This is a genomic window from Paenibacillus sp. OK060 (assembly GCF_900101205.1).
GTDB lineage: Bacteria > Bacillota > Bacilli > Paenibacillales > Paenibacillaceae > Paenibacillus > Paenibacillus marchantiae.
The window spans coordinates 144,259-159,070 of the sequence record NZ_FNFR01000006.1 but is presented as its reverse complement, the minus strand read 5'-3'; the positions used below and the strand labels follow the sequence as shown (position 1 = coordinate 159,070).

The following is a 14,812-nucleotide window of genomic DNA, read 5'->3' as shown; positions in this document are numbered from 1 at the left end:
GCATTTTCGTATATGATGGAGAGTAACAATGCGAAGGGATGACGGGAGACTGTAATGATGCAATCGCTGTATGGAGTATGGCTTGGTGACGTATTTTTTTGTTTTTCCGGTGAAACATCGGAACCACGTGTGGATGCGTGGAGCCATGTGGTACGGAAGCTGAATTTTGGCGACGGGGGTCGTCTGTTTCAGCCTGCCGCTCTACGTCTTGCGGAGCTTCGTTGGCCCAATCCGATGCGTAATGCCGCGGAAGCGAAGGGTACGAAGCGACGTCAATTGCTCGGACGGACGTTGGAAGGGCTCGCAATCTCGCCCAAAGATACATTCAAGCTGCTGCTCCATTGGGACGACAGTATATTGAATGCGGCAGGAATTCAGGCCGGAGAAGAGATTCGCTACTGGGTAAAAGCAGCACAGTTTACACAGGAACTGCTGCTGCGCGGAGAATTTGCTCCGTCCGCTGAGTTTGCGGCCAAGACGGGGGCGCGTCGTCGCACCGGACAGGAAACGCTGACAGGTGTATGGCGTCCACGTCTGTTGCAGGAAGCGGATGTAGAACGATTCCGGGAGTTGGCGGAATCTATGCCGCCGATCGGATTGTCTGCTCCCGGAGCATACGCATCTTCTGAACCGGAATCACGGGAGGAAGCGGGAGCGGCCGTATTATTTTCATTTATGAGCGGGATGATTCATGCGGTTGTCACGGGTGAGATGGAAAGCATGGACAGTGAGCTGTCTCGTTACCGCACGCCATTCCGTCGTGGGTCCTCTCCGGTAGCAGAGCTGTGGTGGAATAGTCTGATCTCGATGTTCCGCCCGGTGACGGTGCAGGGACCTACGGAGGAAATGGCAGAACTCATTGGAACGCTGCAAGAAGCTGGCGGTACAGCGAAACCCGTGGTAGGCAGTGAAGAAACGGCTCCCACGGAAGGTGAGCTGAAGCTGGTACTGCGGCTGGAACCGCCCCTTGGTGATCATGAATCATTGTGGGGGATTACCTTCTGGGCAGACAGTGTGCAGGAATCTGGTCTGAGATTGCCTGCACGCACGATTTGGGCACATCCGGAACGAGATCTGGACCGAGGGAAAGTGCGTTATATTTCAGCTGCAGAACAGCTCCTGATGGCGCTGGGGCATGCATCAGAACTGGCACCGGAGCTGGAAACGGCGCTTCTTCATGCACGACCGGAAGGAATGAAGCTGGAACAGCAAGCCTTTTTTGAATTTTTGACCTACGCTGTGCCTCGTCTGCAGAAGGCGGGAGTAACCGTGTTAATGCCTTCCCGCTGGAGCCGTGCAGGGAAACGCCGCGCTGGACTACGTCTGCAAATGCTCAATCGTGGAATAGAAAGACCGGTTGGGGCTCCGTCTGCACTGGGTATGGAGCAGCTGGTTGCCTTTAAGGCAGAACCGATGCTGGACGGCAAACCGGTTACGGCGGAGGAGCTGGCTGCCCTTGCAGAAGCAACGGTACCTTATGTGATGTTCCGCGGCGAATGGATTGAAGTGGATACAAAAGAGATTCGTCAGGTTCTGCGTTATATGAAAAAAGAAGAAGAACAATATATGCCACTCTCCGAATGGTTGCATCTGGCAGCGGAAGAAGGCGAAGATACGGCATGGAAGGGGCTTTCCGTCTTTGGTGCGGAATCCGAGGGGCTGCTATCCTTTTTGCTCGACGGACAGGTGCTCCGCAGTATTGAGCCTCGGCAGGTTCCGGCAGAGCTGCATGGCGAGTTGAGACCCTATCAAGAGCGCGGGTACCAATGGTTATCCGCCATGCGTGAGCTTGGGTTCGGAGTATGTCTTGCCGATGATATGGGACTGGGGAAAACGATTCAGGTTATTACCTGCCTGCTGGACTTGAAACATGAGGAACAGCAAGCTGCGGCGGAGGAAGCACGTGAGCACGAAGCGTTTATGGGGATGAAAGAAGAATCCGCGAACGGTGAACAGCCGCACGTGCATGATGCGCATCTGCCTGCACTTATTGTGTGCCCTACCTCGTTACTTGGGAACTGGCAGCGTGAGCTTAAGCGGTTTGCCCCGAATCTGTCGTTATATATTCACCATGGCGGACAACGGTTGCACGGCAATGCCTTCCAGGCAGAAGCGCAGTCCCATGATATTGTGCTGACGACCTATCATCTGGCTGGCCGGGATGGTCCGGATCTGGCTTCGTTGCACTGGTCTACCGTTGTGCTGGATGAGGCGCAATATATTAAAAATTACCGTACAAAGCAAGCGCAAAGCGTCATGCGTCTGTCTACGCCGCATCGCATTGCGATGACGGGTACGCCAGTGGAGAATCGACTAAGCGAGCTGTGGTCCATTTTCCAATTCCTCAATCCGGGGTATCTGGGTACGGCTTCTTCATTCCGCCAGCGCTATACCGGACTGGGCCCATCCGAAGAAAATGCAGCTTCTTTGCGTGAGCTTCATCGGCTTGTATCGCCCTTTATGCTGCGTAGGCTGAAAAGTGATCCGGATATCCGCAAGGATCTGCCGGAGAAGCTGGAACTGAAATCCTATTGTTCCCTGACACCAGAGCAGACCGTTTTGTATCAGCGGGTGGTGGATGATCTAATGGGTGGATTGGATGGACGAAATGGTATCGCCCGTAAGGGAATTGTGTTGTCATCACTGACTAAGCTGAAGCAAATCTGTGATCATCCGGTGCTGGCGGACAGCAGCCGGAAGGAACATGGTAAGGCTGAGGCATCCGGCAAAATGGAACGTTTGCTGGAATTGGTGGATGCGATCCGTGACAACGGGGAGTCGGCGCTGATTTTCACTCAGTATGTGGCAATGGGAGAACTGCTCGTATCCCGGCTTACACAACGGTATGAGGAAGAACCGTATTTCCTGCATGGCGGTGTTTCGAAGTCGCAAAGGGATGATATGGTGGAAACTTTCCAAAAAGGGGAGGGACCATCCTTGTTTGTCCTGTCTCTTCGTGCCGGAGGTGTGGGCCTGAATCTAACGCGTGCCAGTCATGTCGTTCACTACGATCGCTGGTGGAATCCTGCGGTGGAGAATCAGGCGACAGACCGGGTATTCCGGATTGGACAGAATCGAAACGTACAGGTGCATAAGCTGATCTGTCAGGGTACCCTGGAGGAACGGATTGATGAGCTGATTGAGAGTAAAAAGGCACTTTCTGAGCAAGTGGTCGGTTCTGGTGAGAACTGGTTGACCGAGATGTCGGATGATGAACTGCGCGGTCTGATCTCGCTTCAGGGCGAGACATGGCTGTAAGTTGCGAGGATAAATAGTACATGCAAAATATTGTGACAGGAAGGGGGATTGTTGTGAGCGAAAAATGGAATGTGGAGCTGCATATGTCCCCCGGTGGATGGACAGCAGAAGTAAGTGCGGCGTCTGATGCAGGCAAAGAGGTATTAGCCGCCGCAGGCAAGACTGAATCAGCCGAAGGCTTGTTCACGGTAACAGGCACGCTGCAGCAGTTCAGTGAAGCTGAACGCGAGGCTGTGCTGGCACAGCTGCGCAAGCGTCCACTGGCGCTGTACGCGCTGCTGCGCGGCGGCCCTGCCCCGGCGGAGCTCGCTGGGCTGCTGCCCGCTGCGCCAAGCGAGGCTGAGCTGGGCACAGCCGCTGGCGGCTCGCTGAGCGCTGGCGGCACAGCGGCGTGCACCTGCGGCCGCCCGAGATGCGCGCATGCCGCGGCCGCTGAGCGCGCCGTTGCCGCGCGCTTCGCGGCTGAGCCGCTGCTGCAGCTGGCGCACGCCGGCCTGCCGCGCGAAGTGCTGCTCGCCGGCGTGCTGGGATCATGGGCGGAGGAACTCGCCCATGATCCCAGCGGCCCCGGCCGCGCAGCCGAAACGGCCGGCCGCCCGCAGGCGCGGGGCGGCGAAGGCGGCGCAGCCGTCGGCGAGTGGATCGCCGAGGCAGCCGCGGACGGCGCCATGCACCAGCCGGGGCCTGGTTTCGGCGCCGTGAAGGTGCGGCTGGCGCAGCCGGGGAAACCCCCGGCAACGCCAGAACTGGCGGCGCTGCTGCCAGGCGTGCCTGCCACCGCAGGGCTGGCATTGATCCGCGAGCGCGTAGCTGCGCGGATGTGGGAGGCTGTCCAAAAGAAGAAGAAGGACAGCCCGGCAACCAAATGATGCATCATTCAGAGCGGGGGAGATCTTAGATCATCCCCCGCTTGTTTGTGATGTGCATCGGCATAATCCTTTTTATCCAAAATGGAAATATACATTTTTAATTCGCTTCTATGGCGTTGAACCTTGGGATAGGGCTCTAAAAGTCCAAAAAACGACCGTACAAGCTGTACACCCGGCATATCTTTAGGGTGACCTCCTCTCAAGGAGGTCTTTACCGGTGGAGCTTCGCTGCAATTTAAGGTATACTGTCGCAGGGGAAGACAAGCCCACATGCACGAATACTGCAATCATTATTACAATATGCGATAGGAGTTTTTACATGAAATTACGTACAGGACGACAGCGCCAAGTTGCGGTTATGCTGTCCTCACTTATGATATGCGGAGCTTTGTTATCCGCTTGCCAGGACGGTTCGGGCTCAGAGGAGAACCAGAATCTGAACGCAGCAGGAAGCGCACAGCAAGAGTCGGACGGTACCACGGTTCATTTGACTGAGGATACTGGCAAGGATGGCAGCAACACAGACAGCTCATCTTCGGACAATAACAATGATGATACGGATAGTGGTTCCGGCGATGCTTCAACTGGGGGAGAGGGTTCTTCTGACGCAGGCAATGGAGCCACATCAGAGGATCCCCTAATGGAGAAACGCAGCATTAGCGCGCTGCAAACGACGATTGATGCACAAGCGGTAGTGACCAATTCAGAAGCGATGACAGTGATCGTTAACAAACAGCGCAGCTTGCCAGAAGGATATGAGCCGGATGATCTGGTTGAGCCTAACGTACCTTTTTCCTTCGACGGGCCGCATGAAAAGCGCCATATGCGCAAGGAAGCTGCTGAGGCGTTGGAGAAGCTGTTCGCCGGTGCCAAAGCGGACGACATTGAGCTTCGTGCGGTATCTGGATATCGTTCTTATCAGCGTCAGGTTTCGATCTATAACAACAATGTCAAAACCAAAGGTAAAGAATACACGGATCGTGTAAGCTCTGTGCCAGGCCACAGCGAACATCAGACCGGACTAGCAATTGACGTTTCCAGTCCAAGTGTAGGCAATGCCATAGAAGAGGTGTTTGGCACATCGAAAGAAGGCCAGTGGTTGGCTGAGCATGCAGCAGAATATGGGTTCATCATCCGTTATCCAAAAGGTGAGGAAGGGATAACCGGTTATGTGTACGAGCCATGGCATATTCGCTATGTCGGCACTGATCTGGCTCCTGATGTTGTGAAAAGTGGACTGACACTTGAAGAATACTTTGATGAGGCTAATATCAAGCTGTAAGCCTGGTGCTTCATCTTTTGATTGAAGACTAGGATCTCAATTTCATAGAGCCCCTGAATGATTCACCCTTGTCCAAGGCACGGGAGATCACTCCAGGGGCTTTTTGGTTTGAGCTAAATTCAGTTATATCCTATTTTATTTGCTTGTTCAGCAGGTCGGCAGGCTGATATAATTCATGTTTAATCAGGAGTTCAAATCACATGTAAAGCGAGGGAAAGCAGAATGAACAGACAGCAAGTGTTTACCGGTTCTCCATGGGAGCCGCTTGTAGGATATTGCCGTGCCATTCGTGTTGGCAACCGAATTGAGGTTGCGGGTACTACAGCCATGCAGGACGGTGTTGTGGTTGGAGCAGGTGATCCATATGCACAGACGAGATTTATTTTGCAGACCATCGAAAATGCACTGAAAGAATTGGGAGCAGACATGTCTCATGTCGTGAGAACCCGCATGTTTGTTACCGACATTTCCCGTTGGGAAGAAGTGGGCAAGGCTCATGGTGAATTTTTTGGTCAGATCCAGCCTGTCGCCACGATGGTAGAGGTTAGTGCACTCATTGACCCTTTGCTGATGGTGGAGATTGAGGCAGAAGCGATTGTTGAAGCAGAAGCTGAAGTTGATGCCGATGCCGAAATAACAATAACGGAATAGAGCTATTACGTACATATATATAAATGCAGGATCGAGAAATAACCTTACCCCAACCTCCATGAAGGAGGAATCGTGGGATAAGGTTATTTCTGCATTAATATAGTGTGGTCTAGATCTGCTGTGCTCTACGCATAAAGAAGGCTAGCCTTCTTTTCTGGCAGCTTATTTCGCTTCAGGTTGATCGGCTGGTGTTTCGATTACTACTTTCCAAGCCGTTCCGATTGGAGGCAGGCTGCGAGTCAGGACGGGGCTATAGAAACCAATCACTTTGGCCCCTTTGGTCAGTTCCTCTGGTTTGATCGTTTCCCCTTGATGATTCACCAGTTTTGTATCTTTGCTAATGTTAAGGATAACATGGTCAGGTGCTGTCTCTGTCAGACGGGAGCCGGAGATCTCGATCTGAGTACCATTATCTTCTGTTGTTTTTACATTTTCAATCGTGCCTGCTGTACCCAGAACTTCTTTGGGTTGTGCTTCGGATTCCGAAGCAGCAGTATCCAGTACAGTGACTTTGTAAGTAGGTGTTTGCGGCGGTAAACTGAGGGTTGCAATCTCAGAATGCTCAGCTTCAACGTTCATGCCAATGGTCAGATCAGTAAGCTTGATATCTTTGCCATCTGCGGATTTGAACACGGTATCTTCACCAACATTAAGGACGATACCCTCTGTACCTGCACCGCCGATATGGATGGATTGATACTTGCCTTCACTGTTAATTCCCGTAATGACCCCACGCTCAGTAACAGTTTTCACTTCCTCTTCACTGGAGATGGTTACTTGGTTACCTTTTGTATTCACTTGTGCGTGCAGTACTTTATCTGCAAAAGAAGCGGGTACAAACAATGTACCATTTGTGATTTCAGGTGCTGTTCCCAGCTTAAGCAGCATTTTATTGACTGAATACTGGTCTTTGCCTGTGGTAACAAGAGTCCAAAGGGTACCCTTTGTCAGCTCAGCAGATTTGTTTTCCTTGTTCCATTTCAGTTCAATGCCAAGTGCTTCGGTGAGATCACGCAGCGCGATCATGGGTTCTTGACCATCCTTGTTCCAATATCCGTCAGCCATCGGTGCACCGTTCACAGATACTTTTACAGCTTCAGTTCCTTTGCTGTCGGCTGATACGGAAGTTGAATTGATGGGCTGAATGCTGTCCAGGTTTGCTGCGTATGCCGCTCCCCCGCCCAGGGCCAAGGACAGGACCATCAGGGCACTAACTTTTTTCATGTTGTTGTTCATCGTTGATTTCATCCCTTCTCATCTTGGTTATGACGCGGTAAACTCCTAGTAAGGCCACGTTCCAACCTTATAGACGGGACAACTTCGTCCAGTGTTGCACTTTGAGGTAATTAATGTGAGCAGCATGTTAGTCTATTATTTGAAAAACAGACCACATTGCCGGTTATAAGAAGCAGGATGCGGTTAAGGATCAATGAGTGGAGAACGTGTGATTCAGACTTTGAATTAACCCTGGATTACATGGGGGTGTGGTACGTCCAAATATGAGGAGGGGGGCAATCATATGAGTGATATGTTGGTTGCGCTTTACCATTTGCCAGAGCAAGAGAGTGGACTGAAGAAGTTGGAGGAGTCCTCCATTGTCATCCGAAGAGCCATCGCACCAGAGAAGCAGGTTGTGCTGGATTGGGTGAGATCCCATTTTAGCCAGCCCTGGGTGGATGAATGTGATGTAGCTTTTGCACGTCAACCCGTGACTTGTTATATTGCGCTTGAGCATGGGAAAATGATCGGATTCGCTTGTTATGAAGCAACGTGTCGTAATTTCTTTGGTCCAACAGGTGTTGGTCAGGAGGCACGGAACAAAGGTGTCGGTACAGCGCTGCTGTTGGCCTGTATGCACGCCATGAAGACAGATGGTTACGCTTACGCGATTATTGGATCGGCGGGACCCGTGGATTTCTATGCTCAGACCTTGGGGGCCGTGAAGATCGAAAATTCAACACCAGGGATTTACAAAGGCATGCTCCGGGCAGACTAGACGATATTCATGTTCTGGAAAAGGAAGGGAGGAAGAAGATGAGTACAAGCAAAATGCTGCATATCGGCATGATTGGCACAGGCTCCATTTCGGATCTTCATATGAGGTGTTATGCCAAGAACGAGAATGCCGTCATTTACGCCATCTGTGACCTGAACGAACAGCGTGCAGCCGCGGCTGCTGAGAAATATGATGCACAATCCGTGTACACTGATTATCGCGAGATGCTGAAGGATCCGCATGTGGATGCCGTTAGTATCTGTACGTGGAATAATACGCATGCCGAATTTGCCATCGCTGCCCTGGAGGCAGGTAAACATGTGCTGCTTGAAAAACCGGTAGCCACCAATGTGGATGATGCGCTGCGGATCGAAGAGGCTGTGAAGAAAAGCGGATGTACTTTTGTCGTGGGATTTGTGCGTCGTTATGATAACAATATGCAGATGATGCGCAGTTTCATTGATGCGGGTGAGTTTGGTGAGTTGTACTATGCCAAAGCCTCTATCCTGCGTCGCTTGGGAAATCCTGGAGGATGGTTTGCGGACAAAAACCGTTCCGGCGGTGGCCCGCTCATTGATCTTGGCGTACATATTATCGACCAATGCTGGTATCTGATGGGCAAACCGAAACCTGTTTCGGTGAGTGGCAATACGTATCGAAAACTGGGCAATCGTGCCCATATCGAGCATCTTTCTTTTTACAAAGCCGCAGATTACAGTTCCGCTGTCAACAATGTGGAGGATATGGCGAATGCGCTGATCCGCTTCGAGAATGGGGCTTCTTTGGCGGTAGATGTGAGCTTTACCCTGCATGCACGTGGGGAAGAATCTTCAGTCCGATTGTACGGCGAGCGTGGTGGGTTTGAGCTGGAGCCCGAGACGCTAATCGTCACCGAGAAACACAATACGATCCTGAACATTGAACCTCAGACAGACTATAAAGGTCTCGATATTCACGGTGCCTTCCAGAATCAGATTGATCACTTTGTGGATTGTTGTCTGAATGGTACCGAGCCCATCAGTCCCATTGCGGATGGTGTGGCTTCGACTCGGATGCTGAGCGGAATTTATGAGTCAGCCGAAAAAGGTCAAGAGATTCGTCTGGACTGATATAGAGATTGAATCTAACGTGATATTAAAGGGTGTTGTTTCTCTATCTTATCAATGGAGAGACAACACCCTTTGGTTAATTTATTGATCATGATCAGACAAAATGGATGTATGCTTACTTTTCAAACCCTTCCAACACGATTTTGCCAATTGCAGTGCCCGATTTGCTCTTTCTGTAGGCTTCCAGCAGGTTAGCTGCATTAATAGGTTTAATCCGCTCGGCCATCGTTGTATGAATCTTGCCCGCATCCACTAGATCTGCAATTTCATTAAGTAGAAGATGTTGTTCAATCATATCATCTGTCTGGAACATCGGACGGGTGAACATCATTTCCCAAACGAGCGTTACGCTTTTTGAGAATAACTTTTGAAGTTGGGCTGGTTTTTCGAAGGGTAGAATGGAGCAAATTTTCCCCTGCGGTAAAATAACTTCTGCCATCTCATCCATATGCTCATCTATATGATTTAGCACGAAAATATATTGTACACCAGCGAGTCCGAGATCTTTAAGTTGTGGTCCAAATGGTTGATGATGGTTGATCACGTGGTCTGCTCCGTTTGATTTTACCCAAGAGACTGATTCGGGACGAGAGGCAGTTGCTATAACTTTAAGTCCAGCGAGCTTGGCTAATTGAGTAGCGATCGATCCGACGCCTCCCGCTGCCCCGATAATAAGCATACTGTTACCCTCATTATCCGATGCATTTCTGGAAATGCCCAAGCGTTCAAAAAAAGCTTCTCCTGCCGTAAGGCTTGTCAGAGGTAAAGCTGCCGCCTGGGCGAAATCCAGATTTTTCGGCTTTCTGCCGACAATTCGTTCATCTACTAAATGAAACTCACTGTGTCCGCCTGGGCGCATATTGCTCCCCGCATAATACACTTCGTCACCAACGTTGAACAAATTGCAATCGGAGCCGATGTCCACTACTATTCCCGCTACATCACGACCAGGCACGGTCAGGGATAAATCGTCCGGATGTTTGGAAAGATGAGATCTCCAATCCGTCGGATTGACAGACACCGCCTTCACCTCAACGAGTAAATCCTTTCCTGTAGGTTTTGGTTTCTCAACTTCTACCTCCTGAAATGGTGGTATGTCGGTCTCTAGCCCAGGCTCGTAATATCCGAACGCTTTCATGATTGGATTTCCCATCGTTATATTTATCCTCCTCGCATAAATAAGTTGTATATAAAATATATAGTATAATATCTAAAATAAACAGTAGTATCATTTTTGGTTTATAGTATAAATAATGATACTAATGGGACCGAACCGTAAAAAAATAAAGACTCCCGTTACTCCTGAAGTAGGTCATTGGCCTGAATTCATCGGAGTGGAAGTCTTTGTGATAAGAGTTCATTTATTCAGCGGTGAGTTCTCATACCCCGGATCATCATAATCCGTATCTTGCAGCCGTGAAAGTACATTCATACTCTCAATCGCCTGCCGGGTATCCGGAGTGCCATGGTCGTAAAGAAACGTGTACAACAACGTCATGCCATCTGAGAATTGTTCTGTAGCCTCGTCATGATCAGCCGATTTGTAGGGTACCGGGGCCCGTTGCAATGTATAGGCATCTTCATCTTCCTGCACTTTCATCAGGTCTTTCAGCCGGTTTAGCTGTTCATCGTGCACCATGATTTCAAACGGTGTTGATTCGTTCTTGGTCTGTTCAATAAGATTATGGGTTACCGATACATAGTAATGCTTTTTGCCGTGCATAATCCAACCTCCATTCTAAAATGGAAAAAAGACGCTTCTACTGTTAATAAACAGCAGGAAGCGTCCTGAAACGAATGGCAATCGTTCATCTTCCGAACCGCCCGGTTACCGGAACCTTCCGTGTACCGGCCTCCATTGTGCCTGAACATAGCGGACAAGCCGGAGGACCAGAGACCGCCTTTTTGGATGGCTTGGCAGAAGCACCATCCGGTTTCTGGCGCAGCCACGCTTTGCAGGTTGAAGAACTGCACTTCCAGATCGCTACGGTTTCTGTACGTTCTGCACCTGAAGAATGCGACCCCGAACTGTTGGAGGACGAAGCTGCCTGATTCACACCCGTGGTGCTGAACGCCGTGTGATTGCGAATCACCCCGCTGCCGCGCCGCTCACTGAGACGATCCTCGTCTCGTTCATCGAGTACTTCAAAATCACGCCGATCACTTTGACGGATCGCGCTGCGCTGATCTGCACCACGCTGAACTGGACTCACTGCATCCCGTCCCTGCGGCCGCGAACCTGAACGGGCGTATGCTGCATTTCCATTTCTAGTTCTACTCTCATTGCCGTTAGCTTTACCATTCGTGTTCCCGTTCCCCTTCCAGTTGCTGCTACCGCTGCCGTATGACGCGTGATTGCCAGTCTGGCTTTCCTCGCGGTTTTTGCGTTTGTCTGGTACCTCCATGCCGAAGGCCTCCAGCAGAAAGCGGGAAACGTCCGCCGGTTTTCCGTGATGACTGGCGGGAGAAGTGATGTATAAATACTGTTTGGCCCGTGTGATTGCGACATAGGCGAGTCGTCGCTCCTCTTCCAGAGCCATGTCCAGTTCGGCATCGGTCTGCTGTACGGTAAGAGCAGCCTTCTGGTCTTCAGGGATATCCTGCCGCAGTGCCGTGCTGTGAGGTACAATTCCTTCGCTGGCGCCGATCCAGTATACACATGGGAATTCAAGTCCCTTGGCCCGGTGAATTGTCATCAGTTGGACTGCATCGCTGTCCTGTGAACGGCGCAGTGATTCCATCTCGCGGTGTCTGCGGGAGAGTTCATCGGCGAATTGGATGAACTCTTCAACGGTTTCGAATTTTTTGGCTGCAGCTTCGAATTCGTCCAGTGTCTCCAGCATCGTTTCCTTATAATGGGTAAAGATGCTTGGATCACCGCTTTCCATATATTTGTCGTAAAACTGGCGCCGCATCTCCTGGATCGCAATCACCGGTTTCAGCTTCGTCAGCGATTTGATCAACTTGATACGTTCCTTGACCTGCTCCTGCTGAAAAGGCTTCAGCTTGTCCCATTTGGCCAAATGGATAAGCGGATATTTCTTCGCTTGCTGCTCTTCACTGCGCTGAATCCACTCCAGTCCGGCATCTCGGGATACATAGAGAGGCCCCAGCGCACTCGGCAGAGCATCTAGAGCACGTGGATTCAGGGACAAGCGCATATGATCCATTAAAGGTCGAATCAGTGACTGGTCATAGAAGACCGGGGAAGCGCCGTGTTGTACAAACGGCACATCTTTCAACACAAGCTGCTCAAATATAGCCCGACTGCTACTTGCTGTCCGGTGCAGAATCGCGATATCCCGATACGTATGCAAACCTTCCTCAACTTGCTGACACAACTGGTTAACAACCCAAGCTGCTTCTTCCTCGGTATTGGAGGGGGTGGCAAACCGAGGCGCATCTCCACGATGCCCGGCTGCGCGCAGCCGCTTGTCACGTCTTCGTTTGTTCCGGGCAACCAATTCGCTGCCCAGTCCCAGAATACGCGCATCGCTGCGGTAATTAATATCCAGCGTCACGATGCGTGCACCGGGGTAAACTTTATCGAATTCCAAAATGGATTCCTGCCGTGCCCCATTAAACGTATAGATCGTCTGGTCATCGTCTCCCACAACCATCAGGTTGCGGTGGGCGGCAGCCAGTTTTTGTACAATTTCATATTGCAGACTATTCGTATCCTGGAACTCATCGACCATGATGTACTGAAAACGCTGCTGAAGCGGCCCCAGTACAGCAGGATCACGAAGCAGAGCGGCAGCTCGCAGCAAAATATCATCAAAATCCATTTTGTTGCGATCCCGCTTCCAGGCTTCATAACCAAGGAGAACACGTTTGGCATCCCGTTCCTCCTGTGATTTTTCGGGAAGATCGCTCGTCTCTGAACCTTGCATTTTCCAAGCGGACAGCATAGCCAGCAGACTCTCAGGCTGAAATGCCTCACTCATGCCATTCTGGCGCAGAAGCATCTTGAGTACCGTATGCTGCGCACGGGACTCACCAAAAATCTCCTCCTGCACGCCGTAATGACGCAGCAGCGTCAATGCGAACGAGTGGAATGTACGGGCCTGCACCGCTCGTGCGGCTGCGGGACGAATGCCAGGCAGCGATGCGATGCGGTCTTTCATCTCAGTGGCAGCTTTGTTCGTGAACGTCACCAGCAGGATGCTTCCCGCGTGAGCACCACTAACCTCCATCAGGTAGCCAGCACGTGCAGCCAGTACGGTTGTTTTGCCGCAGCCAGCTCCTGCGAGAGTCAGCAGGGGTCCCTTGCCGTGGCGAACCGCTGAGATCTGGGGTCCGTTCAGACGGATGCCTACCTCTTCCAGAGAGCGGAAATAAGGCGCATCCCGTTCATCGCTTGCCACGAGTTGCCTACTGGTCTCCAGCGGAGCTGAAGGGGACTGGGGCAGTGATGCCGCCGGGGTAACCCCGAGCGGACGGGGGTAAAACGTTGAGTTCGGACTTAACATCATTCATCCACCTCTATATGCATTCAGGGATAGGACTATCCCGGCTTAAAAGTAATTCATTTGCCCTTTTCACAATCACATTGTAAATTGGTATGATAGGGATAACCGCCCAAGTAGGCGGATCAGTAGGGCCAAAGCTTCATTATACCCGAACGTATGGTCCTGACGAAAGCCCCCGAATTCATCCAGTATCGGCAGAAAACGGGCATTCACGCGAGATTTCGCAACTTTTTGGCATGATATCGTATAAGTTATATACTATAAAAAAATCAAATGAAAATGAGTTTTGGAACAAATGGGTGTTGAATCAAAAGGTTCAACTCTGACGGGACAGAGGAGGAGAAGTCATGAAACTGCTTCAGCGAATTAAGAACGGAGCAAACAAAGCAACAGAGCGTGCCCAGCACGCCGTTGAAATCGGAAAAATAAATAATCAGATTGTGGGCTTGCAGCAGGAACAGGAAGTCCATTTTACAGATATGGGTCGTATCTTCTATGAAGGTTATCGCGCACAGGACATGACGCGTGCCGAAAAAGAGATGGTGGATCTATCGGGGCTGTGCGATGAATTGCAGGATGAGATCGATGGTCTGCGCAACAAGATTGCACAACTCAAAAATGAGCGCTTATGCGAGTGTGGACACGTCGCTTCACTGGATGCCAACTTCTGTCCGAAATGCGGACGCAAGTTGGGTGAATTCAAACCCGCAGCAGCATCTGTAGGGGCGACAAACCCTGCGAGACAGGAAGCAGCTGTGGCCCAAAGCCCGGAGGGACCAATCTATGATGCGCCAGCTGAAGAGGAACTGGAGGAAGCTGAGCCGTATCACACGGTAATTCCGTCCATTGCGGACCTGGAGACCGAATCCGAATATAACAGTACGGAATTTACCCAAGAGGAAAAGGAAGCGTTCGATGCCGAGTGGGAACGCCGTCGGGATGAAGAAATGCAACGGGAGCGCGAGCGCCAGCAGGAGCTGGATGAGCGCATTCGGTACTGGAAAGAAAATAATCCGATCGTGAACACGGTGGACGTACAGACGGAAGTGCCACGCGAAATGGTGAATTGTCAGATTTGTACAGCAGAGCTGCCCAAAGGTTCGAAATGGTGCCCACGCTGCGGAGCAGAACAGATTTGATGCAGTAGAAGCGCTGCCGAATCAATGTGTGGCAGC

Annotated in this window: 11 protein-coding genes; 7 read left to right on the top strand and 4 right to left on the bottom strand. The window is 51.1% G+C overall.

What is annotated here, in order from left to right; all coding sequences use genetic code 11:
• Positions 1-54: 54 nt before the first annotated feature.
• The 4 genes from BLS14_RS22255 to BLS14_RS22240 all read left to right on the top strand — a co-directional run bounded on the left by BLS14_RS22255 (position 55) and on the right by BLS14_RS22240 (position 6,060).
• Positions 55-3,258 (top strand): DEAD/DEAH box helicase, encoded by a 3,204-nt coding sequence (locus BLS14_RS22255; protein ID WP_063567981.1) that lies wholly within the window; start codon positions 55-57, stop codon positions 3,256-3,258.
• 53 nt (positions 3,259-3,311) lie between these two features.
• The gene (locus tag BLS14_RS22250) at positions 3,312-4,127 is read left to right on the top strand and encodes a hypothetical protein (protein ID WP_143021576.1); all 816 of its coding nucleotides are present in this window, start codon (positions 3,312-3,314) and stop codon (positions 4,125-4,127) included.
• A 319-nt stretch (positions 4,128-4,446) separates the two neighbouring features.
• On the top strand, positions 4,447-5,409 hold the full coding sequence (locus BLS14_RS22245) for a M15 family metallopeptidase (RefSeq protein ID WP_064642532.1): 963 nt from the start codon (positions 4,447-4,449) through the stop codon (positions 5,407-5,409).
• Positions 5,410-5,631: 222 nt separating this feature from the next.
• Complete coding sequence (locus BLS14_RS22240; RefSeq protein WP_090953994.1) at positions 5,632-6,060, top strand: RidA family protein; 429 nt, start codon at positions 5,632-5,634, stop codon at positions 6,058-6,060.
• Between the two features lie 162 nt (positions 6,061-6,222).
• On the opposite strand, the gene BLS14_RS22235 is transcribed toward BLS14_RS22240, so the two are convergent.
• Positions 6,223-7,284, bottom strand: coding sequence for a copper amine oxidase N-terminal domain-containing protein (locus BLS14_RS22235; RefSeq protein ID WP_176854685.1), 1,062 nt, complete (start codon positions 7,282-7,284; stop codon positions 6,223-6,225).
• Between the two features lie 295 nt (positions 7,285-7,579).
• Here BLS14_RS22235 and BLS14_RS22230 point away from each other — a divergent pair, with 295 nt between their 5' ends.
• Both BLS14_RS22230 and BLS14_RS22225 read left to right on the top strand, forming a co-directional pair.
• On the top strand, positions 7,580-8,056 hold the full coding sequence (locus BLS14_RS22230) for a GNAT family N-acetyltransferase (protein ID WP_090953991.1): 477 nt from the start codon (positions 7,580-7,582) through the stop codon (positions 8,054-8,056).
• Between the two features lie 38 nt (positions 8,057-8,094).
• Positions 8,095-9,165, top strand: a complete 1,071-nt coding sequence (locus BLS14_RS22225; protein ID WP_090953989.1) for a Gfo/Idh/MocA family protein — start codon at positions 8,095-8,097, stop codon at positions 9,163-9,165.
• A 115-nt stretch (positions 9,166-9,280) separates the two neighbouring features.
• On the opposite strand, the gene BLS14_RS22220 is transcribed toward BLS14_RS22225, so the two are convergent.
• The 3 genes from BLS14_RS22220 to BLS14_RS22210 form a co-directional block, all read right to left on the bottom strand.
• On the bottom strand, positions 9,281-10,318 hold the full coding sequence (locus tag BLS14_RS22220) for a zinc-binding alcohol dehydrogenase family protein (RefSeq protein ID WP_090953987.1): 1,038 nt from the start codon (positions 10,316-10,318) through the stop codon (positions 9,281-9,283).
• Positions 10,319-10,522: 204 nt separating this feature from the next.
• Positions 10,523-10,888: a hypothetical protein gene (locus tag BLS14_RS22215; protein WP_256336633.1), complete on the bottom strand. Its 366-nt coding sequence runs from the start codon at positions 10,886-10,888 to the stop codon at positions 10,523-10,525.
• A gap of 85 nt (positions 10,889-10,973) precedes the next feature.
• Positions 10,974-13,637, bottom strand: a complete 2,664-nt coding sequence (locus tag BLS14_RS22210) for a UvrD-helicase domain-containing protein (protein WP_090953983.1) — start codon at positions 13,635-13,637, stop codon at positions 10,974-10,976.
• Between the two features lie 347 nt (positions 13,638-13,984).
• Here BLS14_RS22210 and BLS14_RS22205 point away from each other — a divergent pair, with 347 nt between their 5' ends.
• Positions 13,985-14,776 (top strand): zinc ribbon domain-containing protein, encoded by a 792-nt coding sequence (locus BLS14_RS22205; RefSeq protein WP_064642520.1) that lies wholly within the window; start codon positions 13,985-13,987, stop codon positions 14,774-14,776.
• The last annotated feature ends 36 nt before the right edge of the window (positions 14,777-14,812 follow it).

Bases quoted from the DNA above. Each gene is read 5' to 3' on its own strand.
- BLS14_RS22220 (WP_090953987.1), bottom strand. From the start codon at position 10,318: ATGGGAAATCCAATCATGAAAGCGTTCGGATATTACGAGCCTGGGCTA.
- BLS14_RS22245 (WP_064642532.1), top strand. From the start codon at position 4,447: ATGAAATTACGTACAGGACGACAGCGCCAAGTTGCGGTTATGCTGTCC.
- BLS14_RS22255 (WP_063567981.1), top strand. From the start codon at position 55: ATGATGCAATCGCTGTATGGAGTATGGCTTGGTGACGTATTTTTTTGT.
- BLS14_RS22225 (WP_090953989.1), top strand. From the start codon at position 8,095: ATGAGTACAAGCAAAATGCTGCATATCGGCATGATTGGCACAGGCTCC.
- BLS14_RS22235 (WP_176854685.1), bottom strand. From the start codon at position 7,284: ATGAAAAAAGTTAGTGCCCTGATGGTCCTGTCCTTGGCCCTGGGCGGG.
- BLS14_RS22215 (WP_256336633.1), bottom strand. From the start codon at position 10,888: ATGCACGGCAAAAAGCATTACTATGTATCGGTAACCCATAATCTTATT.
- BLS14_RS22230 (WP_090953991.1), top strand. From the start codon at position 7,580: ATGAGTGATATGTTGGTTGCGCTTTACCATTTGCCAGAGCAAGAGAGT.
- BLS14_RS22210 (WP_090953983.1), bottom strand. From the start codon at position 13,637: ATGTTAAGTCCGAACTCAACGTTTTACCCCCGTCCGCTCGGGGTTACC.
- BLS14_RS22205 (WP_064642520.1), top strand. From the start codon at position 13,985: ATGAAACTGCTTCAGCGAATTAAGAACGGAGCAAACAAAGCAACAGAG.
- BLS14_RS22240 (WP_090953994.1), top strand. From the start codon at position 5,632: ATGAACAGACAGCAAGTGTTTACCGGTTCTCCATGGGAGCCGCTTGTA.